Annotated in this window: 18 protein-coding genes and 2 pseudogenes; 2 read left to right on the forward strand and 18 right to left on the reverse strand. The window is 68.2% G+C overall.

Annotation, left to right across the window (positions count from 1 at the left end; all coding sequences use genetic code 11):
• Positions 1–95 precede the first annotated feature (95 nt).
• The 14 genes and pseudogenes from smpB to AC1DIW_RS14760 all read right to left on the reverse strand — a co-directional run.
• Positions 96–569: an SsrA-binding protein SmpB gene (gene smpB, locus AC1DIW_RS14695; protein WP_442281133.1), complete on the reverse strand. Its 474-nt coding sequence runs from the start codon at positions 567–569 to the stop codon at positions 96–98.
• A 157-nt stretch (positions 570–726) separates the two neighbouring features.
• Positions 727–2247: a peptidoglycan DD-metalloendopeptidase family protein gene (locus AC1DIW_RS14700; RefSeq protein ID WP_442281134.1), complete on the reverse strand. Its 1521-nt coding sequence runs from the start codon at positions 2245–2247 to the stop codon at positions 727–729.
• A gap of 76 nt (positions 2248–2323) precedes the next feature.
• Positions 2324–3229 carry a permease-like cell division protein FtsX gene (ftsX, locus tag AC1DIW_RS14705; RefSeq protein WP_442281135.1) on the reverse strand — a complete coding sequence of 302 codons (906 nt, stop codon included), beginning with the start codon at positions 3227–3229 and terminating at the stop codon, positions 2324–2326.
• A 24-nt stretch (positions 3230–3253) separates the two neighbouring features.
• On the reverse strand, positions 3254–4183 hold the full coding sequence (gene ftsE / locus AC1DIW_RS14710) for a cell division ATP-binding protein FtsE (RefSeq protein WP_442281136.1): 930 nt from the start codon (positions 4181–4183) through the stop codon (positions 3254–3256).
• 177 nt (positions 4184–4360) lie between these two features.
• On the reverse strand, positions 4361–5473 hold the full coding sequence (gene prfB, locus AC1DIW_RS14715) for a peptide chain release factor 2 (protein WP_442281137.1): 1113 nt from the start codon (positions 5471–5473) through the stop codon (positions 4361–4363).
• A gap of 89 nt (positions 5474–5562) precedes the next feature.
• A complete protein-coding gene (locus tag AC1DIW_RS14720; protein WP_478109055.1) occupies positions 5563–6096 on the reverse strand; it encodes a pilus assembly protein TadG-related protein in 534 nt (177 codons plus the stop codon).
• Positions 6093–6638, reverse strand: coding sequence for a pilus assembly protein (locus AC1DIW_RS14725; RefSeq protein WP_478109056.1), 546 nt, complete (start codon positions 6636–6638; stop codon positions 6093–6095). The genes AC1DIW_RS14720 and AC1DIW_RS14725 overlap by 4 nt, the downstream gene beginning before the upstream one ends.
• Positions 6635–7009: a TadE family protein gene (locus tag AC1DIW_RS14730; protein WP_442281140.1), complete on the reverse strand. Its 375-nt coding sequence runs from the start codon at positions 7007–7009 to the stop codon at positions 6635–6637. The genes AC1DIW_RS14725 and AC1DIW_RS14730 overlap by 4 nt, the downstream gene beginning before the upstream one ends.
• 155 nt (positions 7010–7164) lie before the next feature.
• Positions 7165–7380: a hypothetical protein gene (locus AC1DIW_RS14735; protein WP_442281141.1), complete on the reverse strand. Its 216-nt coding sequence runs from the start codon at positions 7378–7380 to the stop codon at positions 7165–7167.
• A 53-nt stretch (positions 7381–7433) separates the two neighbouring features.
• Positions 7434–8411, reverse strand: a complete 978-nt coding sequence (locus AC1DIW_RS14740) for a type II secretion system F family protein (RefSeq protein ID WP_478109058.1) — start codon at positions 8409–8411, stop codon at positions 7434–7436.
• A complete protein-coding gene (locus AC1DIW_RS14745; protein WP_442281143.1) occupies positions 8408–9277 on the reverse strand; it encodes a type II secretion system F family protein in 870 nt (289 codons plus the stop codon). Before AC1DIW_RS14745 ends, AC1DIW_RS14740 begins: the two co-directional genes overlap by 4 nt.
• Positions 9274–9624 (reverse strand): annotated as a pseudogene (locus AC1DIW_RS14750) (CpaF family protein); the annotation flags it as partial. The gene AC1DIW_RS14745 and the pseudogene AC1DIW_RS14750, both read right to left, overlap by 4 nt.
• 555 nt (positions 9625–10179) lie before the next feature.
• Entirely contained in the window at positions 10180–11250 is a 1071-nt protein-coding gene (locus AC1DIW_RS14755; RefSeq protein ID WP_478109059.1) for an LPO_1073/Vpar_1526 family protein, read from the reverse strand.
• A 245-nt stretch (positions 11251–11495) separates the two neighbouring features.
• Positions 11496–11873: pseudogene (locus tag AC1DIW_RS14760) on the reverse strand (CpaF family protein); the annotation flags it as partial.
• A 30-nt stretch (positions 11874–11903) separates the two neighbouring features.
• Here AC1DIW_RS14760 and AC1DIW_RS14765 point away from each other — a divergent pair.
• Positions 11904–13259, forward strand: a complete 1356-nt coding sequence (locus AC1DIW_RS14765; protein ID WP_478109060.1) for a recombinase family protein — start codon at positions 11904–11906, stop codon at positions 13257–13259.
• Between the two features lie 10 nt (positions 13260–13269).
• Here the strand turns inward: AC1DIW_RS14765 and AC1DIW_RS14770 are convergent, their stop codons facing one another.
• Entirely contained in the window at positions 13270–14022 is a 753-nt protein-coding gene (locus tag AC1DIW_RS14770; RefSeq protein ID WP_478109062.1) for an endonuclease/exonuclease/phosphatase family protein, read from the reverse strand.
• A gap of 235 nt (positions 14023–14257) precedes the next feature.
• Here AC1DIW_RS14770 and AC1DIW_RS14775 point away from each other — a divergent pair, with 235 nt between their 5' ends.
• A complete protein-coding gene (locus AC1DIW_RS14775; protein ID WP_478109063.1) occupies positions 14258–15865 on the forward strand; it encodes a DEAD/DEAH box helicase family protein in 1608 nt (535 codons plus the stop codon).
• Between the two features lie 256 nt (positions 15866–16121).
• Here AC1DIW_RS14775 and AC1DIW_RS14780 read toward each other — a convergent pair whose 3' ends face one another.
• The 3 genes from AC1DIW_RS14780 to AC1DIW_RS14790 form a co-directional block, all read right to left on the reverse strand.
• The gene (locus AC1DIW_RS14780; protein WP_478109064.1) at positions 16122–18944 is read right to left on the reverse strand and encodes an AfsR/SARP family transcriptional regulator; all 2823 of its coding nucleotides are present in this window, start codon (positions 18942–18944) and stop codon (positions 16122–16124) included.
• A 574-nt stretch (positions 18945–19518) separates the two neighbouring features.
• Positions 19519–20109 (reverse strand): hypothetical protein, encoded by a 591-nt coding sequence (locus AC1DIW_RS14785; protein ID WP_478109066.1) that lies wholly within the window; start codon positions 20107–20109, stop codon positions 19519–19521.
• 271 nt (positions 20110–20380) lie between these two features.
• Positions 20381–21247: a S1C family serine protease gene (locus tag AC1DIW_RS14790; RefSeq protein ID WP_478109068.1), complete on the reverse strand. Its 867-nt coding sequence runs from the start codon at positions 21245–21247 to the stop codon at positions 20381–20383.
• Positions 21248–21403: the final 156 nt, after the last annotated feature.

Consider the following 21403-nt stretch of genomic DNA (forward strand, 5'->3'; position numbering starts at 1 on the left):
GTCGTTCGTCCCGTCCATCCTGACAGCGGACGCGGTTGGGGTGCCCCCGGTTCCGGTAGCGAGGGCGCCGAGTCGTGCGGCCGTGAGCGAGGGGTTCAGCGTCGTCGGTTGGCCGCGCTCATCGCGCGGTCTGCCTCACGGTTGTCCTGGCGCTCGCGAAGGGCATGACGCTTGTCGTACTCCTTCTTGCCGGTCGCGATCGCGATCTCCACCTTGGCGCGGCCGTCCTTGAAGTAGAGGGACAGCGGCACGATGGTGCGCCCGCTCTCGCGGGTCTTGTGGGCGATCTTCACGAGCTCGGCGCGGTGCAGGAGCAGCTTGCGCTTGCGGCGAGGGGCGTGGTTGTTCCACGTGCCGTTGAGGTACTCGGGGATGTGGACGTTCTCGAGGTAGAGCTCGTCGCCGGTGAACATCGCGAAGCCGTCGACGAGCGACGCCCGCCCCATCCGCAGGGCCTTCACCTCGGTGCCGGACAGGACGATGCCCGCCTCGAACGTGTCGTCGATGAGGTAGTCGTGTCGGGCCTTGCGGTTGCTCGCGATGAGCGACCGCCCCTTCTCCTTGGGCACCGGACCGTCCTTCCGACTCGGGTCTGCCACCGACGCGCACGGGGCGTGCGCGGGTGCGTGGTCTGTCGCCGATGTTCGGCGGGGCTCAGCGCACCAACGCTACCCCGAGGAGCTCACCGGCTCCGAGCCGGTTTCCCTCAGGTGCTGTTCAAGCCGGTCAGAGCCATCCGCGCGGGTCGACGGGGGTGCCGTCCTCGTAGACGCCGAAGTGCAGGTGGCAGCCGGTCGAGTAGCCGGTCGTCCCGGAGTAGCCGATGAGCTGCCCGCGGTTCACGGCGCCGCCGAAGTCCACGATGCTCGTCAGGTGGTTGTAGGTCGTGACGAGGTCGACTCCGCGGTGGATCCCGTGGTCGATGACGACCTGGTTGCCCCAGCCGCTCGCCCGCCAGCCGGCGCGGATGATCTGGCCCGGCGCGGCGGCATACACCGGCGTGCCGCAGGGGATGCCCCAGTCGAGGCCGTCGTGGAGCATCCACTTCTGCAGGATCGGGTGCCACCGCATACCGAAACCGGACGTCGTCGGACCGTTGGCGGGGTAGGTCAGGAAGTTCGACGGCGTGGAGTCGGTCGGGACCGTGACGGGCGGCTGCGGCTTCGGGGTGTAGCTCGAGCCGTTCTGCGCGGCTGCGGCCGCCTTGGCCCTCTCCGCGGCGATCCTGGCCTGACGTTCACGCTCGAGCTTGGCCCTGAGCGCGGCGACGCGCTTCTGCTCGGCGATGCGCGCCTTGCGGGCCTGCTCGACGAGAACGGCCTGCAGCCGCGCCGACTCGGCCTGCGCGGCCGCCAGATCCGCAGCCTCGTTCTTCCGCTGGACCGCGAGGTCGGCGGCCTGGGCCGACTGCTTCGCTTTGAGCTGGTCGAGCTGCGTCTTGGCCGCGGCGGCGTTCTGCGTGGCGGTGATCGCGTTGTTCTTGGCGACGACTGCCTGATTCTTGGCCTGCGTGGCTGCGGCGGCAGCGGCCTCGGCGCCCCGGAGCGCGGCCTCGGCCTGGCGCTTCAGGTCGGCGATCTCGCCGCGCACGGACGTCAGGTAGGAGCGGGTGGAGGTGTTGTCGACCGTCATCGCCGCGAGCTTGTCGATCGTGTCGCTCGCGACGGCGCTGGCCGTGTCGGCCATGACGAGCCGGTTGGCGAAGTCCTGAGGGGACGTCGAGCCGAAGACCATCCCGAGCTGGGACTCCTGCTCCGAGCCCTGGAAGACCTCGGCGGCGTAGGAGTCGAGGGCGTCCTGGCTCGTGACGAGCTCGGTGGAGCTCTTGGCGAGCTGCTCGGTGGCGCGCTGCTGGTTGGCCTGGGCGACCGCGAGCCGCTGGGCCACGTCCTCGTTGTGGGCGCGGGCCTTGGCCTCGGCGTCGATCGCGCGGGCCTCGGTGGCCTCCGCCGCGACCTGCGCCGCCTGCGCCTGGGCCTGGGCCCCCTGGGCTGCGACGACGCGCTGCTGGGCCAGCGGGAGGGCTGCGTTGGTGCGCTCGAGGTTGACGAAGGCGCGCGCCAGCGAGGCGTTGGTGCCTTCGAGCTGCTGTCCGAGCGCGGCGATCTTCTGGTCGTTGCGCTTCTTCTGGTCCGAGACGGAGTCCGCACGCGCGACGAGGGCCGAGCCCACCGAGACGGAGCATGCGACGACGAGGCCCGCGGCCGTCAGCCTGGCCGCGGGACCGGTCTTCTCATAACGTCTCATGAGCCACATATGCCCAATTGGTACCACAGGTCACTCGCGTTGGCGAGAGTTCGTCATCGTTTCGCATGGCTGGACCTCACACCCGCAGGTAGCGGCGCAGCGTGACCCAGGACGTGAGGGTCGAGAGCCCGACGACGCCGACGATGACGAACGGGGCGACGTAGTAGACGTCCGCGACGCCGATGAACGCCGTGTCGGTGAGGGTCTGGCTGAGGAAGCCGACGACGCCGTAGCGCACCGTGGCCCACAGCATGCCCATCGCCAGCACCGCCCCGAGCACGCTGGCCAGGACGGTCTCCATGACGAACGGGAAACGGATGGTGAAGTTCGAGGCGCCGACCAGGCGCATGATCCCGGTCTCGCGGCGCCGGCTGAAGGCGGTCTGGCGGATCGTCGTCGAGATCAGCATCACGGCCGCCAGCACCATGAGCGACGACAGGGCGATCGCGGCCCACGAGACGGTATTCATGAAGGTGAAGAACTTCTCGAGGAGCTTCTTCTGGTCCTGGACGTCAGCCACACCCGGCATGCCCTTGATCGAGCTCGCAACGACGTCGAACTTGTTGGCGTCGTTGAGGTTCACCCGGTACGAGTCGGCGAAGTAGGACTCCCCCGCGCGGGCGAGGGGCGAGTTCTTGTAGGTCTGCTTGAACCGGTCGAAGGCCTGGTCACGCGACTCGTAATAGACCTCCTTGACCGTCGGCTTGAGCGCCTCGAGCTCGGCCTTGATGGCCGTGCGCTGCGCGTCGGTCGTCGGCTCACCCGCACAGTTGGCGAAGCGGGTCTTCTCGGCACACAGCAGGACCGTCACCTGGACGCGGTCGTACCAGTAGTCCTTCATGGTGTCGACCTGCCGCTGGCCCATGAGGCCGAGACCGAGGAGGTACATCGAGATCATCGTGACGATGACGACCGAGACGGCCATCGAGAGGTTGCGCCGGAGGCCGTTGCCGACCTCGCCGAGGAGGAACTGGAATCGCATGTCGTGTCTCGCTCCGTCTCGCGCTCAGCGGTCGCTCGTCTGGACGGCCTTGTGCCTGCGGAAGATCCCGCCCTTGGCGCGTGGCGCGTCCGCGTCCCGCCCGATGGGCGGCATCGTGTCCGGCTGCTCGACCGGGTCGCCGGCCTCGTCACCGTCCGCACCGCCGGCGTATGCCGCGGGGTCCCCGTCGTCGTGGCCGTCGGACACCTCTGGCTGGTCGGCGCGTCGCGGCGCCGCCGTCTCCTCGTCGAGCCGCACGCGCGGGATGGAGCCCGTCGTGTAGTCCCCCGCCTCCATGTCGCTGACGAGCACCCCGCGGTCGAGCCGGATGACGCGCTTGCGCATGGCGTTGACCGTGACGGTGTCGTGGGTGGCCATGACGACCGTCGTGCCGGTGCGGTTGATGCGGTCGAGCAGCTGGACGATGCCGAGGCTGGTGTCGGGGTCGAGGTTGCCCGTGGGCTCGTCGGCGAGCAGGATCGGCGGTCGGTTGACGAAGGCCCGGGCGATCGCGACACGCTGCTGCTCGCCACCGGAGAGCTGGTGCGGAAGGCGCTTCTCCATCCCTGCCAGTCCGACGAGCTCGAGCGTCTCGGGCACGGTCTGGCGGATGCGGGCGCGGCTGCTGCCGAGGACCTGCAGGGCGTAGGCGACGTTCTGGAAGACCGTCTTGTTGGGCAGCAGGCGGAAGTCCTGGAACACGCAGCCGATCTCGCGGCGCAGGGCCGGCACCTTGCGCTCCGGCAGGCGGTCGAGGTCGCGACCGGCGATGAGGATGCGGCCGCGCGTGACGTCCTGCTCCTTCATGACGAGCTGCATCATCGTGGACTTGCCCGAACCGGACGTGCCGACGACAAAGGCGAACTCGCCCCGCGGGATCTCGAGGTTGACGTCGTCGAGCGCCGGACGCGTGGTCCGCGGATAGGTCTTCGTGACGTTCTCGAAGAGGATCATGGGTCGTGCCTCGACTCGTACTGGGCTGGTCATCAGCGGAACGGCGGCTGGGATGGGAGGGCACGTGCCGGCATACGTCGGCAGGCGTGCACGGAACCGCATACGAGGCTACGTGCAGCCGGGGGCAACCCCCGGGAAAGCAAGCCGCCCGGCGTGGCGGGGCGGGGTGGGGCGGACTCAGTCCTGCTGGCGGTTCTGGCCGATCTGCCAGCGGATCCCCGCCTCGATGAAACCGTCGATGTCGCCGTCGAAGACCGCGCTCGGGTTGCCCGTCTCGTACTCGGTGCGGAGGTCCTTGACCATCTGGTACGGGTTGAGGACGTAGGAGCGCATCTGGTCACCCCAGCTCGCCTTGACGTCGCCCGCCATCTCCTTCTTCACGGCGGCCTCCTCGGCCTTGCGCTGCAGGAGCAGTCGCGACTGGAGGACGCGCAGGGCGGCAGCGCGGTTCTGGATCTGGCTCTTCTCGTTCTGCATCGACACGACGATGCCGGTCGGCAGGTGCGTCATGCGCACCGCCGAGTCGGTGGTGTTGACGCTCTGGCCACCGGGTCCGCTCGAGCGAAAGACGTCGATCTTCAGCTCGTTCTCGGGGATGTCGATGGAGTCGTCGCTCTCGATGAGCGGGATGACCTCGACGGCGGCGAAGCTCGTCTGGCGACGGCCCTGGTTGTCGAACGGGCTGATCCGGACGAGGCGGTGCGTGCCCGCCTCGACGGAGAGGTGGCCGAACGCGTAGGGGACGTTGACCTCGAAGGTGGCCGACTTGAGGCCCGCCTCCTCGGCGTAGGAGGTGTCCATGACCTTCGTCGGGTAGCCGTGGCGCTCGGCCCAGCGGAGGTACATGCGCATGAGCATCTCGGCGAAGTCTGCGGCGTCGACGCCACCTGCGCCCGAGCGGATCGTGACGACGGCCTCGCGCTCGTCGTACTCCCCCGACAGCAGGGTGCGGACCTCGAGCTCGCCGACGTCCTTCTTCAGCGTGGCGAGGTCGCGCTCGGCCTCCTCGAGGGTCGCCGCGTCGCTCTCCTCCTGGCCCATCTCGACGAGGGTCTCGAGGTCTTCGATGCGCGCGTCCATGCCGAGGACGCGGTCACGCTCGGAGTTGGCGCGGCTCAGGGCGCTCGTCACCTGCTGGGCGGCGTCGGGGTCGTCCCACAGGTCGGGGGCGGAGGCCTGCTGCTCGAGCTCGTCGATGGTGCGGGCGAGCTCGTCGAGGTTCGTGACCCCGCGCACCGAATCCATCGTCGCGCGCAGTTCCTTGATCTCTTGCGTGAAGTCAACAGCCACGATCGAACAGCCTACGGCAGCACCGAGGCGCGCCGCGCACATCGGGCAGCGGCCTCAGACCCGGACCTGTCGGGAGGGATGGCTCGGGCTCAACCCAGAGGGGCTCGCGCGCGCGACGACACGGTGATGGTGACGCTGCCGCCGAGCGACTCGAGCACCCAGCCGCTCATCGGCAGGGTCGCCGTGCCGCGGATGGTGACGACGGCGGTCGCGCCGTCCGTCGTGCCGGTGTCGGGGACGACGGACCACGACGTGATTCCCGGCGGCATCGGCGTGCGAGCCAGGTGCGCACCGGCGGCCCCCGCCACCGACTCGTCCGTGAGGGCCAGGTGGTCGAGGACGCCGCCCTCGTAGGCGGCCCGCTCGTCGAGGGCGTCGGCGGCGTCGAGGGCGGCCGAGTCGGCGGCGTCGAGCAGCCGCATGCGGGCGAGCTGTGCGGCCGTGACGTCGATGGCGCCGAGGACCAGGATCGCCGCCAGCACGAACAGCCCGAGGGCGAGCACCCCGATCTGCCCCTGCTCGCGAGAGGTGGCGGAAAGAACCCGGCGGTCGAGCCGACCTCTGAGGAATCGGGCACGGACACCTCGCCAGACGGCATACCGCCTCGTCGTCTCGGCGCTCATCGCGCGACGAACCGGTCGACGGAGGCGACGTGGGTCGACGAGATCGTCACCGAGGCCGGCACGTGGGCTGCGATGAAGTCCGGCACGAGCGGCAGCTGGACCTCGATGCGCGCGGTCGACGTGACGGAACCGTCGGGACGCAGGCACGGCGTGCCGTCACACGACACCGAGACCTGGGCTTCGCTGTCGAACGAGAAGTCGGAGAAGGCGAGGGCAGCCGCGGCGCGGGCCCTGGCATACCCCTCGGAGTCCGAGGGCGCCGTGACGAACGCGCGCCCGGCCTCCCGACCCGCGAGCGAGGCGGAGAAGGACGCGGCCTGAAGGCGCGCCGCGGTGAGCACGAGGTAGGTCAACGGGATCAGGAGCAAGATGCCCAGGAAGATGAACTCGAGGATCGCCCGGCCCTCGTCACGTGCCCCACGGGCCGGGTCGCCCGTGGCCGGGAGACGGTCCGCGAGCCCGCCCGCCTGCGCGGCTCGGACTCTGTGGGCGAAGCGGGCGACGCGGGCGACGCGGGCGACGCGGGCGTGGGGGTCGATCATGGGCCGGCTCCGGACACGACCTGCTCCTCGCTGAAGGCCCGCCCGGACACGCTGAGCGCGCCACCGGGACCGATCGGACCGATCACGGGCAGTGGCGCGGTGACACGTACCTCGACGACCCGCACTCCCGACGCCGTCACCGAGCGCACGGCACGGACGTCCTGGGCGAAAGACGCGCTCAGGGCCGAGGTGATGAGGGCTTCGGTGCGGCCCACCCCGTCGCCGGGCTGCGCGTCGGCCCGAGCTCCGTAGCGTGCACCCTCGGAGGCGGCCGAGATCAGGGTGTTGCGGACGTACAGCGCCAGGCCGAGCTGGAAGACCCCCATGGCGACGAACAGCAGCAGGGCAGCCACCATCACGAACTCGGCCACGGCAGAGCCGTGCTCGCGGTCGCACCCAACGACCGGGCTCAGCGGCGCTCCGGACGTCCCGGCAGCCCGGCGTCGGTGAGCGCGGGACGCTGCCCCGTGCCGGACAATCTCGGGGAAGGGTCGGCAGCGCAGGCCTGCCGCGAGACTCTGCCCCCTCACGGGCCCTTGACGCTCGAGATGGCGTCGCTGAAGAGCTGGCCCAGCTGTGGACCGGCGATGGCCCACAGCGCGGTCACGAGCCCGGCGGTCATGATCGTGATGAGCACCCAGCCGGGGACGTCGCCGCGGTCCCGCGGACCGGCGATGCGACGAGACACGGCCGCCGTGACGGACGCTCGGGCACGGGCGTGGGCTGTGATGATGTGAGTCATTCTCTTTCTCCCTGTGCGGTGGTGCGGTGGTTGGACATCCGGGGTGCCGGGTGTCAGAGCTTGAGGTGGAGGAAGCTGAGTCCCGGGTAGAGCGCGAAGAGCACGGTGACAGGCAGGGTCAGGAAGACGATCGGGATCATCATGTAGATCTCCTTCTTGCCGCCCTGCTCCATGAGCGTGCGTCGACCGTCCTCGCGGACGTCCTGCGCCTGGGCACGGAGCACCTCGGCGAGAGGGGTCCCCCGTTCCATGGCCACGACGATGCCGTCCACGAAGCGGGTCAGGCTCATGAGGCCGGTGCGATCGGCCAGTCCCTGCAGGGCCGCGGTCAGGTTGGCTCCGGCGCGAGCGTCTGCCAGGCACCGGCGCAGCTCGTCGGACAGCTCCCCGTGCGAGAGCCGACAGACGCGTTCGAGCGCGCCGACCGCACCCTCCCCCGCACTGACCGCGAGCGCGAGCAGCTCTGCCACCGTGGGGAACTCGGTCAGCATGCGCGCCTCACGCCGGGCCGCAGCCCGGCTGAGGAGGTAGTCGCGACCCGCGATGCCACCCAGGACGCCGACGACCACCATCGAGACGAGGACCGACACCGGGAACCGGTGTTGAGCCACCGCGACGACAGCGGTGAAGAGCAGTCCCACCAGGGCGCCGGCAGCGCCGGACATGACCTGCTCGGCGCGGAACCGCTCGACGTCCGCCGGCTGTCCTGCCCGCAGCTGTCGGCGCACCACCGACGGCGCACCGCCGAGCACGGACCCCACCCCGGCTCCGAGCCTGGCCACGTAGGGCGCGAGCAGCTCGCCGAAGCCGAACGGCCCGCGAGGTGGTGCCGGTCGTGAGAGCAGCGTGGAGGGACGGGGCGTGTCGCGAAGGTAGGGCTCGAGTCGGTCGTCGAGCGTGGGGCGACGGCTGCTCGGCAGGCCCGCGACGACGAGCGCGACGCCAGCGAGGAGAAGCAAGCCGGCTGTCGCCCCTACCCACGACCATCCTTGCCCCACAAGGTCGCCCACCCGGGCGGACAACCCGTTCACCGCAGGACCCGCTCTTCCTCGGGGAGACGACCGATCCAGATCATGGCGCGGTAGGCGACCAGACACAGGCCTGCACCCACTGCCAGGACGACCCAACCCGTCGGCGAGGAGTAGGCCGCGAGGGAGCTGCCGTTCAGCGCGAGCAGACCGAGAATGACCCAAGGGGCCCCCGCTGCCAGACGGGCGGCATTGACCGTCCAGCTCTGTCGGGTCTCGAGCTCGGACCGCGTGCGGGCGTCCTCGCGCAGGAAGGACGACAGCGTGCGCAGCAGCTTGCCGAGGTCGCTGCCGCCGACCTCGCGAGCGATCCGGAGGGACTCGACGATGCGGTCCCCCACGGGATCGCTGAGCCGGTCCTTGAGCCGGTCGAGGCAGTCCTGGAAGCGCCCGGTCGTCCGGTAGTCCTCCGCGAAGGCGGCAAAGGCCGGTCGCAGCTCTGCCGGACCGCGCACAGCGAGCTGTGAGAGTGCCTCGGGCAGCGCCAGACCAGCGCGCACCCCGGAGGTGATGTTGTCGACGACGTCGGGCCACAGGTCACGGAGCTTGTTTCTACGACTGCGGGCTCGCATCCGCACGAGGGAGATCGGGACGGCGCCTGCCATCAGGCTGAAGCACAGCGCGATGGGCACGACGCGTGTGAGGGCGAGGACCATGACGAAGGCGATGAGGAACAGCACGACGGAACCGGCGACGAGATTGGTCGGCGTCACTGACGAGTAGCCCGCCTGGGTCAGGTGGTCGCGTAGCTCGACCATGAAGCCGTCCTGCCGGGCCTGCTGCCGGCGGGCTTCCTGGGGCCAGAACGACCAGTAGATGAAGAAGACGCCGGCCGCGAGGAGGAGTCCGACGAACAGGGGCGAGATCATGAGTCCGCCTGAGCGAGAAGGGCAGTCACGTCGTAGCCGGCTCGCTCGAAGGCCTCACGGTGCGGCGGGAACCCGTCGGCGCGGCGAAGCACTCCCCCGCGCGTGACGAAGAGATCGGCGATCTCGATGACATCACCCTCGGCTCGACCCGGGACCGCGACCACCTCGCGGACACGGCGGACCCCGTCACGCTCAAGGGCGACGTGCACGACGATGTCGACGGCCGCGGCCACCGTGGGCACCACGAACCGGCTCGAGACGTTCTCCCCGGCCAGGAGCGGGAGTGTGCACATCTTGGTCACCGCCTCGCGGGCGCTGTTCGCGTGCACCGTGCACATGCCCGGAACCGCTAGTAATGCTTACGCACAGCACCCCGAGGAGGCCAAGCCGTACCGTTGGACGGCACGCGACTCTTGGGCCCTGCGGATGAGCCGGCGTCGTGTTCCGTCGTTCGTCGCCGAGCCCGAACGATGTGTCGTCCGCCGCTCGCGTTTACGCCCCGAGCAAGGCAGAAGCCCGCCAAGCTCGACGGGCCGCTCGCTCATATGATGCGCACGCACTGCAGCTCGCGACCGAGGCATCGACCTCGGCCCCGCGCTGCACTTCCTAGGCGCGTCCGACACCGCCGACGTCTGGACCTGCACAAGTTGCGACAACTTCGGCGTCATGGGTCCCACCATGGGCGGCTTCCTCTAAGACCCGCGTGGTCCCCTCGTCGGTCGCCGTCCCCCTGCGCCAGTCTCCGATGCCTCCGCCGCCCGTCAAGGGTCCGCTACGCCGCTACGCGCCCTTGACAGGCTTCCCCCGGCACTCACGACCGCCGCTATGGGACGACGCCCACCCCTGCCCAACACCGAACGAGTTGTGTTGCTATTTCAAGTTAAGAGCCGGGTGGCCGCGGCCTAGTCCAGGTCCGGCAGCAGCCCTGCGCTATCGCAACGCTTCGCGTTCGCCTTGGCGAGCACCTTGCCGACTGATGTGATTTGTACACCGGTATCGATCGAGCCCCACCACTCACGGACCACTTTGAGGTGCGGCTGGGCGTCGATAGCCGTTGCGAGAGGCGCCGCAACAAGTTCCTCGGACGGAGCATCGACCCCGAACGATTTGGCCACCTCCAAAACGACCGCTATATCGTCCTCGCCGCGCGATTGAATCGCGTGACGCAAGACTGCCATACTCGCGACCGGAAAGCGCATGAAGCCAGGCCGCAGCTCATGATCCACGAAATCAACCTGCACATTCACGCCCTGCAGCCTCGCCTGCGCTTCTGCAAACTCTTCCGACGTGGGATCAAGTCCGGGAGCCACATAACCCGGCACATGCGTCTTTCCGTAGTAATCACCGAAAGCTCGCATGGACTGAGCCGGCGAGAGACGAACCGCACCCAGAACATCTAGGTGATCAAGCCAATCGGGGCCCGTTGGAAGGGGACTGGTCATGAGCGATTGCGCCAACCTGTCAATCGAGCCGAGACCCTCGTGCACGTGAGGGTGATTGGGACTGAACTGTTGGAACGCATACAGCACAGTCAGCCCTACCAGTGCCGAGTCGTCGATCTGATCAACGATCTGCACCGCACGGTCTAGGCCTGCCCTGACATTGCGCACCCCACCTCGTTCGGCACGGTCCGCCAGCAAATTTGCCAGTAGATCGTAATCTGACTCGCGCTCCGTCGAAGCCGCACCGATCTGGGCCTTTTTCAGTGCAACTTGAAACGCCGGGTCAGCGAACGCTTGCAGTAGGTCACGCTTCGACATCTCGCCGACCAAGATTTCGTCGAAGTGCGAAATCCTCTGGCTTCCAATCTCCGTCGCTTCATTCGAGTACTCCGCAAGAGCGGACCGCGTCACCTCAGTAGCAATCTCTCGGGCTCGATCCTCCGTCACCCCTGCCTGAATGATGTACTGATCACCACTGATTTGATATTGGTGACTGTTCGCTCCAGCCTTTTGCCCCTGCTTTTCGAACATTAGTCGCGACGACCATTAATTTGGTCGCGGCCAATCTGTGTTTGTTGCGCGATGTCACCGGCCCTCTGAGTCTGGCGCGTGCTCTTGATGGCCATACGCCAGCCAACGGCCCCTCCGGCTCCTCCACCGATCAGCAGTCCCACGATCAACGTGCCGATTCCATCGAAAATCCAGTCCATCTTGGTCCCCTTCGCTAGGTAATGCCACCAGATGGGTGCATCCTGACACACAGGCGTTTCATGAGTAGTCGGGTTGCCGGCCTGGGTGCCGCCGGCGACAAGGACGTTGAGTCCGCTGGCAACGGCCGCCTCGAGGAACGTCGCCGCCTGCCGGGGCATCGTGCCCAACCGGACCAGGTCGTCGAGGTGGTCGGCCTTGACGACGAATTTGCGGACGTTGACCTGCCAGTGGGACCGGCTGATGTCGGGGATCACGACGTGGAGCCGCGACCCGTCCGCCAGGGTCGCGTCCACGAAGGGGCTGCTGAGGTCGACGCGCCGGCCCCTGCTCTTGAGCATGCGTTCCACGAGGTCGCGCACCTCGTCCGCCGTCAGGATCGTCGGGGTCAGCTCGGCGATCCCGCCCCGCGCGACGAAAACGCGCGAGGGTTCGTTGATCCAGATCAACGAACGGCTGACACCTGTGCTTGAAACGTGAGAGCAGCGATCTACACGCGCATCAGCCGCGACGAGCTCGGGGACGGCCTGGGGGTACAGCGACAAGAAGCTGACTGCCGCGCTGTGTGCGAGCGCCGTGGCTGGACGGTCAGCCGCGTCTACACAGACAACGACATCTCCGCCTACTCCGGCCGGAGGCGCCCTCACTACACGGCCCTCGTGGAGGCGATTGCGGGCGGAGCCATCGACGTCGTGGTGGCTTGGGCCCCAGAGCGCCTGCACCGATCACCGCGCGAGCTCGAGGACTTTCTCGAACTGCTCGAACGGACTGGCTGCATCGTCGAGACAGTCAAAGCTGGCGCGTGGGACGTCTCCACCAGCCATGGGCGTCTGGTCGCCCGAATGCTTGGCGAGGTCAGCCGGGCCGAGAGCGAACGTACGGGTGAACGCGTTAGCCGGGCCCATCAGCAGGCCAAAGCCAACGGCCGATGGCGTGGGCCGATCCCATACGGGATGCGAGCGTCCACACAACCCGGGCTGCCAGTGCCCGCTCCCGAGCGAGCGCTCATCGTGCGCGACATCCTGGCCCGTGCCCAACGCGGTGACGCCCTGACCAAAATCGCCAAGGACCTAAACAGCCAAGGCATTCTTCCCCGGCGTGGTACCGCGTGGACCCACACCGGGATCGCTCGGCTCATCGCATGCCCCGCCCTCGGTGGCCTCGTCGAGGTCGATGGCGAGCTCCATGAGGCAGCCTTCGATGGAATCGTGAGCCCCGAGGAGTGGCGCTCGGCTCGCGCCGCCTTGCGGCGACGCCCTCGCGGTGAGCGATCCCGCCCGCGTGATGTTCTGAGTCTCCTCGGAGGCATCCTGACCTGCGACGAGCACGAGACCACTTGCTTCGCGGGCGGGAATGGGGCGACCAGGCTCTATGGCTCCTCCGTGCCAGGGCGCTGCTTCGTGAGCATGAGCCGCGGCGCCGCCGATGCGGTAGTGACGCACCTGGTGATCGAACGCCTGCGGCTGCCTGACGCCGCTGACCTGTTCCGCCCGCACCCCGACACCGTTGCACTTGATGGACAGATCGCCGAGCGCAGACAGCGTCGCGAAGAGTTCGCCGACCTGGTGGCCGACGGTCTACTGAGTGCCGGCACAGCCCGACCCCGGCTGGCCGCAATTGCCGAAGCACTGGCAGAGCTGGAGTCGCGCCGCTCCCCCACTCTCATCCCAACCGAGGACCTCATCGACCCTGCTGCAGCCTGGGAGACCTGGACCACCACCCAGCGTCGAGAGATTATCCGGGTCCTGTTCGAGCGACTCGCAATCAGGCATGTGGGAAACAAGAACGGTCCCCGGGCGGTGCCGTCGCGCCTGATCGCCCAGTGGGCGTGATCGGGACGCCCTAGAGACCGATCTCTGCGAGGTACGCCGGATGGTCCGAGAGGGCACGCCTGCTGGCGGTGGGGAGGAGCCACCTCGCCGAGAGATGGTTGAGGTGGCGCGGCACGGCGATGTGGTCGATCGGGTGGGCGTCACCTGCCATGGTCAGACGGTCTTCGGTGAGCACTCGGAGCTCGAGGGTCTTGAAGGCGGAGTCAAGAGCCTGCCGCCCGACGCTGCTGCCGACGCTGTCCCTGCCGGAGAGTTCCTGGTTGAAGTCGCCGCCCCACACCACGAGGTCGTCTTCCATCGCTTCGAGAACAGCAGCCTGATGTCGTGAGAGCGCGCTCGTGAACCGATCTCGGTAGCCCTCACCGTCCCCCGAGGGCCAGTACTTGCCGGCCGCCCGCCACGGCAGCACCGATGACGCGACAAGCACGCTCCCGAGGCTTGGTACCTGTGCTCGGGCCAACGCCAAGGTGGGGTGTCCGCTGTCTAGCTGCTCGAGGGGCCAGATCGAGGCGATCCCCGACCAGTACCGCCTGGGCATGCCTTCGATCGCGTCGCTCAAGACACGGCTGCTGAGGCTCTTGAGGGCGGCCTCATGGACCTCGGTGAGCATCCAAACGTCCGCGTGCTGCCGCAGCCAATCCGCCTGAAGGGAGCGGTATCTGTCTGGCTGGGCGGTGTCGAGGTTCCAGGTGCCCAGCCGCACCACCCCTGTCGACTGGGTTGGATCCTGGGGGTGGTCATGCGTTCGTGGGTGGCCAGTCACGCGTGGACGATCTCACTCTTCTCGGCCATAGCGGAGCGAAATGTCCGGTCTTGACTCAACGTGCTGGCTATGGTGACGGCCATGGGGGAACTCGACGCTCAGGCGAGGCTGGCCGCGGAGCAGCGGGCGCGTGTGGTCATCGACCGTCAGCTGGCCGACGCGGGCTGGTCGGTCCAGGACAAGAAGAACCTCAACCTGTTCGCGGCCGAGGGGCATCGCCTGCCGCGAGGTCGTCATGAAGCCCGGCCATGGGCGGGCCGACTACGTGCTCTACGTGGACAAGAAGGCTGTCGGTGTCATCGAGGCCAGCGGCACCGAGACGCACTTCACCAACGGCTACGACCCGGACGCTCGCGCCCGCCGGCTCTTCAACTTCCCCAAGCCGAGCACGCTCGCCAAGATCCTCCGTGACGCAGAGGCCGACCCGGACCAGCCGACCTGGCGCGCCAAGGTCCGCCACCTCCCCGAGCTCGATACGGCCGCGTTGCGCCCGGCGCAGATCACAGCCATCACGGGCATCGAGCACAGCCTCGCCGGCCAGCAGCACGACCGGTCCCTCGTGCAGATGGCGACCGGCGCCGGCAAGACCTTTACCGCCGTGACCACGGCCTACCGGCTCCTGCGCTACGGCGGTTTCCAGCGGATCCTCTTCCTCGTCGACCGCAACAACCTCGCCGAACAGACCCTCGCCGAGTTCCAGAACTACCGCACCCCCGGTGACGGGCGGCGCTTCACGGAGATCTACGGCGTCGACAAGCTGTCCTCCGCCGGCATGCTCGGCTCCTCCAGCGTCGTCGTCTCCACCATCCAGCGTGTCTTCAAGGCCCTGAGGAACGAGGACGTCGCCACAGGCGACGATCCTGGCCTCGACGACTACGTCCCCGACGCGCCTGTCACCGTGACCTACAACCCGGCCCTAGCGCCGGAGACGTTCGACCTGGTCATCGTCGACGAGGCCCACCGCTCCATCTACGGGGTGTGGCGCGGTGTCCTGGAGTACTTCGACGCGCACGTCGTCGGCCTGACCGCCACCCCCGGCAAGCAGACCTTCGCGTTCTTCCGGCAGAACCTGGTCTCCGAGTACACCTACCCCCAGTCCGTCGCCGACCGGGTCAATGTCGACTTCGACCTCTACCGGATCCGCACCGAGATCTCCGAGAAGGGCGGCAAGATCGACGCCGGCCTCTTCGTCCCCAAGGTCGACCGGCGTACCCGCAAGGAACGCCTCGAGCAGCTCGAGGAGGACTACGAGTACACCCACAAGCAGCTCGACCGGGCCGTCACCGCCAAGTCCCAGATCCGCCTCGTCTTAGAGACCTTCAGGGACCGGCTGTTCACCGAGATCTTCCCCGGCCGCTCTACAGTCCCCAAGACGCTGATCTTCGCCAAAGACGATGCCCACGCCGAGGAGATCGTCACCACCGTCCGGGAAGTCTTCGGCAAGGGCAACGACTTCGCCGCAAAGATCACCTACGCTGCCCGGGACCCCAAGGGCCAGCTTCAAGCCTTCCGCACCTCCCCATCACTGCGCATCGCGGTAGCCGTCGACATGATCGCCACCGGCACCGACGTGAAGCCCCTGGAGTGCGTCTTCTTCATGCGCGACGTTCGCTCCGCCCAGTACTTCGAGCAGATGAAGGGGCGCGGCGCCCGCACCATCACACCGGCCGACTTCCAGTCCGTCACCCCCGACGCCACCGCGAAGACCCGGTTCGTCATCGTCGACCTGCGCACGAACATGCACTTCACCCTCAAGCACTACAGGAGTGAAGTCGTTGTTCAGGAAGATCTGCCCAAGATCGATGAGTCCCGTTGCGACGACTGGGAGCCCCGCAATGAGTGACCCCTCGCGCGGGCGGTACCCACAAAGGCTGGGCTCGAGGGCAGCTGGAGTGGGCAAACCACGGGACGGGGCACCACATCGTTTATCGGGCGCTGGCCCGTGACCGCGAGGTCGCTGTCGGTGGGCTACCAGGGCTCGAGTTGGCCCGGTGACCCTCAGGTCGCCGATCGCGTCGTTCGCGGCCTCTGTTTTGTGGCCCATCACTTTCGTTTGCCGCTGACCTCGCGGACCCCCGCTCGGGCGGTATGCCGCCGGGTTAGCCAACCGAGAGCGTGGCGTCGCGGAGCTCCGCCAGGGAGGGCCCAGGCCCGCCTAGCTCCGGCGTGCTGACGCCGTGGTCGTTCGCGAGGGTCAGCAGCTCGGCCGGGACCGCCGATTCCCCGAGGCCCTCCCGCTGGGCCGCCCGACTGCTGTCGTCCAGGAGCTGCCGTGCTTCCGGTATACCCCCGACAATCAACGTCAGGGCGACAGCGGCGATCGTCTCGAGCTGCCAGCCGACGTCGGTGATGGGGCCGTCACGCAGTGCCTGAACCAGGACCTCGCGCGCGTCGTCGGGCTGACCGGTGCGGAGCAGCGAGAACCCGAGCTCTTGTTGGGCGTTCGCGAGGATGTAGCCGGCCATACGACGGCCTCGCTGGACGGCTTCCCGGGCCAGCTCGAGGGCCCGGACGGGTTGGTCGCGCATCAGCTCGCCCCGGGCGATATCGACGAGGCACGCGGACACCTCGGCGTCGCCCTCAGCCAGCGACAGCCCCTCGTGACCGTGGAGCACAGCGCGGTCGTGGTCACCACGTAGCCTGGCCACCCACGCGGCGGCGCTGTGGGCGCGCACCAGAAGAGTCGGCTGTCCGGAGGTGTCAGCCACGCGGACGGCGGCCTCGGCCTCGGTCTGGGCCGTCGAGTGGTCGTCGAAGTCCGCAGCGAGCACTGCCCGGAAGCAGTGACCCAGGACCCGGTGGACATGGTCGTCGTGGGCGAGGTGGACGACGGCTTCCAGCAGCTCGGAGGCAGCCTCGGAACTGCCCTTGACGTAGGCGGCGCTGCCGGCCAGGACACGGGCCTGGGCCTGCCACGGGCCGGAGCGACTGCACCGGAGGAGGCGGCTAGTCAAATCGAAGAGGATGTCCTGGCGGCCAAGGGCGGCCAGCGCGCGGCGGCGACCGGAGAGGAGCATGGTTGCTCGCGTTGGTTCATCGATGTCCACCAGAGCGCCCACCACCTGGCGCAGGACGGGAATGTCGTCGGCGGTAGCAGCCACCTCCTCGGGTCCGGCGTTGTCGGTCACCGTGGCGGTCTTGAGCCACATGTCCGCCACGGCCGACAGCACGGCACGAGGCAGGTGGTCCGCCTCCCCGTCGCCGACACACACGTCCCGGATCGTGGCCAGCATGGCGTAGCGGCGGCCTGAGGTTGTCTCGACGGGCTGTACGAGGGCGTTGTGCACCAAGGTTTCCAGGTCCTGTCGCGGCTCTGGATCGTCGTCTCTGAGCGCTGTCATACCGCCGGCACCGGTGGCCTCGGCCGCTCGGATCACCTCGACCGCGACCGGGCCAGGCACGGGTCCGTCGAGGACGGCGAGCGCTCGAGCCGCTGCGCGAGCATGGTCGGGCAGCAGGTCCAGGCTCCAGTTGACGAGAGCCGTGAGGGACCCCTGCCGCCCGGACGCGTCACGGTCAGGCAGCTCACGCATGCTCGGCAGGTGGTCCAGTAACTCGGCCGGGGTCAGCGCCGCGACCCGGGCAGCGGCGAGCTCGATGGCCAGAGGCAGGCCGTCCAGCCTGCGGCACAGCTCTACCACGACCGCGCGGTCCCTCCCAGCGATGAAGCCGGGCACGACGGCCGCCGCCCGCTCCTGGAAGAGTTCGAGCGCCGTGGTGGCCGGGTCCAGAAGCGGTACCTGAAGAACGTACTCGCCCGGGACCCGAAGCGGCCCGCGTGACGTCGCGAGGACGCGCGTGGCAGGGTGGGCCGCCAATAGTGCGCCGACCGAGGACCGAGCCGCGCGCACGTGCTCGAGGTTGTCGAGGACGAGAAGCCCGGGCTCGCGATCCAGCGCGTCCCCGAGGTCCTCGTCCGACACACCAAGGGCTCGTACGATGACGTCCTCTACGCTGCAGGTGGCCGCCTCGCTCTCGAACGGCACCCATCGCGAGGTCATCCCGGAGGCGGCGGCCACCTCTTGGGCGGTTCGGGTCTTGCCCACGCCGCCCACGCCGGTGAGCACCACGAGGCGACGGGTCACCAACGCCTCGACGGCGGACGCCACCACGGGCTCGCGCCCGATCGACGGTCCGAGCGGGAGCGGCACCATCGCCATCCGGACGGTCGGGGGTTTGGGACCTTGAAGGGTCGGGTCCTGCCGGAGGATGCGGGCCTGAAGTTCGGCGAGCGCCGGTCCCGGATCAAGGCCCAACTCGTCCCCGAGGTGGGCCCTGGCGCGGCGAAGGACCTCCAGCGACTCGCCCTGTCGCCCGGCCCGCACAAGTGCAGTGGCGTACAGCTCCCACAGGTGCTCGTGCTCGGGGTGCCGCGTGACGAGGTCGGCCACCTCGGGCAGGACGTCCTGGTGACGGCCCAGGGCCAAGCCCGCCTCTGCGAGCAGCTGCCTGGCCAGCAGGTGCTCGCGATGCAGCCGTTCGAGGTGGTCGGCGGCGAACGGGAGGGCGACGAGGTCGGCGAGCGGGTCTCCTGCCCACAGGGCGAGTCCGTCACGCAACGCCTCGGCGGCCGCCTGTGGTCGCCCGTGAGCCAGCGCCCGTGATCCGTCGGCCAGGGCGGCGCGAAAGGCCGATACGTCCACGTCACCGGTGGCGGCGACGAGCTCGTACCCCTCGCCGTGACCGACCAGGCGGCTCGGCCACCCGGCCGTACGTGCCGGTTCCAGAACCCGGCGCAGGGTCGACACGTAAACTTGGAGGTTTTGCCGGTACCGCTGTGGGACGGACTCGCCCCAGACTCCTTCGGCTAGACGGTCAACGGACACGGTGTGGTTAGGCTCGAGGGCGACCTGGGCCAGGACGGCGCGCTGCTTGACGCCCCCGCAGTCGACGCTGGAGCCGTCGTCCGCGACGACTTTCATGCTGCCCAGAAGCTGGATCTGCACCGACCCTCCGGATCACCGCCAGACACCGGCTGGGCCGGTGTCCCCATGCTAGGACGGTGTCTGCGGCCCCGGAGCCGGAACGTCGCCAAGCGTGGACAGCACCGACCTCTCGGCGCACGACGCGTGCTTGGTCACAGGACGCGGCACCAGATGGGTTTCGGGCCGATCGACGCATTGACGGTCGTGGTTCTCGCACTGGTACTGGTAGCGCTGGTAGTGGCATGGCGCCTGATCTTGGGACGCTGAATTCAGCATCGATCTGGGTAAGCGAGAGCTACAGCGAGGAGCTGCATCGACGCGGCAGGTCGGTCGTCGATCGGGGTCCAGCTCTCCGTCATTGAGTGATGAGCGCAGAGACGATGGGCGGTGCCGTGGAAAGCCAACCTGAACGCCTTCGCCAGCCCTTCGCCGATGGAATGCCGGCAGGAGAGAACCATTGAAATGGAAAGCGCCCCTTGCACCATTGATCGGACAGACCCCCTGGCTGCGCACAGCGAACCGCCGCCCAAGTCTGTGGGCGGTGGTTCGCTGTGCGCAGTCAGGGCTTCTGTCACGGGTTACAGAAGACGCCCATGCTGTCGAGGTTCGTCTGGATCGGGATCCACTCGGACTGGTAGACCCAGGCGTTGTTGATGAAGCGTGCGTAGGTCACCTTGGCGTACGGGTCGAAGTTGCGCATGTTGTAAAACACGTGGCCCTGGATGCCGGTGTCAAGCAGCCAGCCAGTGCTGATCCACGTTCCAGAGGCGCGGTCGCGGACCTGGGCGGAGGAGTAGACGCTGAACCCGCCGTCGAGCGGCTCGTTGGTCATCGGCCACACCGTTATGGTGTGTGCTCCGCAGTCGTAGCTGGCGGTGGAGACTGCCCAGACGCCTCCGAGGTAGACCGCGGCGTCGGCGCTGCTCGCGGCGAGGAGCGAGGTGCCCGAGAGTAGTCCGACCGACACGAGAAGGGCAGCGGCCCAACGGCGAAGGCGGCGGAGCTTGCGCTCGGGTCCGATGACGGTCTGGGCGGTGTGGGCGCGGTGCTGTGATCCGGTCGTGTCGGTGTTCGCGCTGAGGTCCGACTGGGGGCGACTCGGCGTGGTCGGCGCGGGCGCGGTGCTGGTGATTCGGGATCCGTGAGTGCTGGTCGTGGTCATCGTGCTCTCCTCAGGGAGTTGTTCCGGGTGGCGCTTTCCTGACAGGGGAAACCGTCCCAAGGACCGCTTCAGAACCGCTTCAGCCCCCCGGACAGCCGGCTGGAGCGGATCACCCACTTCGGTCGAGGCACTCCCCGCTACGGCGCGAGTCGTCGCAAGTGCCCGAACCTGGCGCAGCGAGAATGAGCTTCCGCCGAGGAGGACGGGCCCGGTGTTAGGTGATTGCCCACCCCAACGCCGGTCGGGTCTGGGGTCATCGGGTGTATTTGCGTCAGTTGCAGGCCGACTTGGCGATGACTTGGCACACGACACGGAAGCGGATCGATCCACCGAGTCCACTCCCGCCGCCGGCGACATCGATGGTGTTGACGCCAAGCACGTCACCCTTTCGGTCAAACAGCGGTCCTCCGGAGTTGCCGTGGTTGATGAGCGCAGAGGTCTGGTACCAGTCCTGCTCGATACGGGAGATGATGCCCGTGGTCACAGTGCCCTCGAGACCGTACGGGGAGCCGATTGCGACGACCGGGTCACCAATCGCTGCGGTTGCCGCGACCTGCAGCGGTGAGAGTTTCGGCTTGATGTACATGATCGCGAGGTCGTTGTAGACGTCGTACTCTCCCAGGCTGCCGGCGAACGTCGTGGTCCCCTGCGAGGCATAGGGGTCAGCCCCACCCACGAGTGTGCACTCGTCGACGACGTGCTCATTGGTCAGTATGGCCGTTTGGTAACCACTCGGTGACGCGGCTTTGATTGCGAACCCCGACCCGAGAGTCGCGCCACAGTGGACGGTAACGATGGAAGGCATCGCCTTGTCGGCGACGCTCTTCGGATCGAGCGTGGCAGCCTTTGCCGCTTCCTGCGCCTTGGTCGCCTTCGAGGCCTCATTGTTCGCCTTGGACGCCTCGTTGTTCGCGGTTGACGCGGCTTCCTTCGCGTTGGTCGCGTCGTTGCTGGCGGTCTTGGCTGCAGCCTCAGCCCCAACCACTCGTTGCCGCACCGTTCCGAGGTCCGTACGCAGATTCTTGATCAGTGTGGCCTGTTGACCCAAAGCCGCCGTCAGCTCGGTGACCTTGGCATCGCCCTGGCGTTGCTGCGCGACGCTGTAGCCCACCGCTCCCAAGTTGACGAGCAGGAGCACGGCGACCGCCCAGGACGTCATCCGACCTCGACCTCGACCAGTCGGGGGAGGGTCCGTTTCGGGCAATGGCGCCGTCTCGTGTGCACGAACGGATTGATATGGGCTGGTGCTCACGAGATCCTCCACACGGCAAATCCGGGCCTTGAGATCCCTGGC

Source organism: Terrabacter sp. 01T434 (assembly GCF_056398545.1).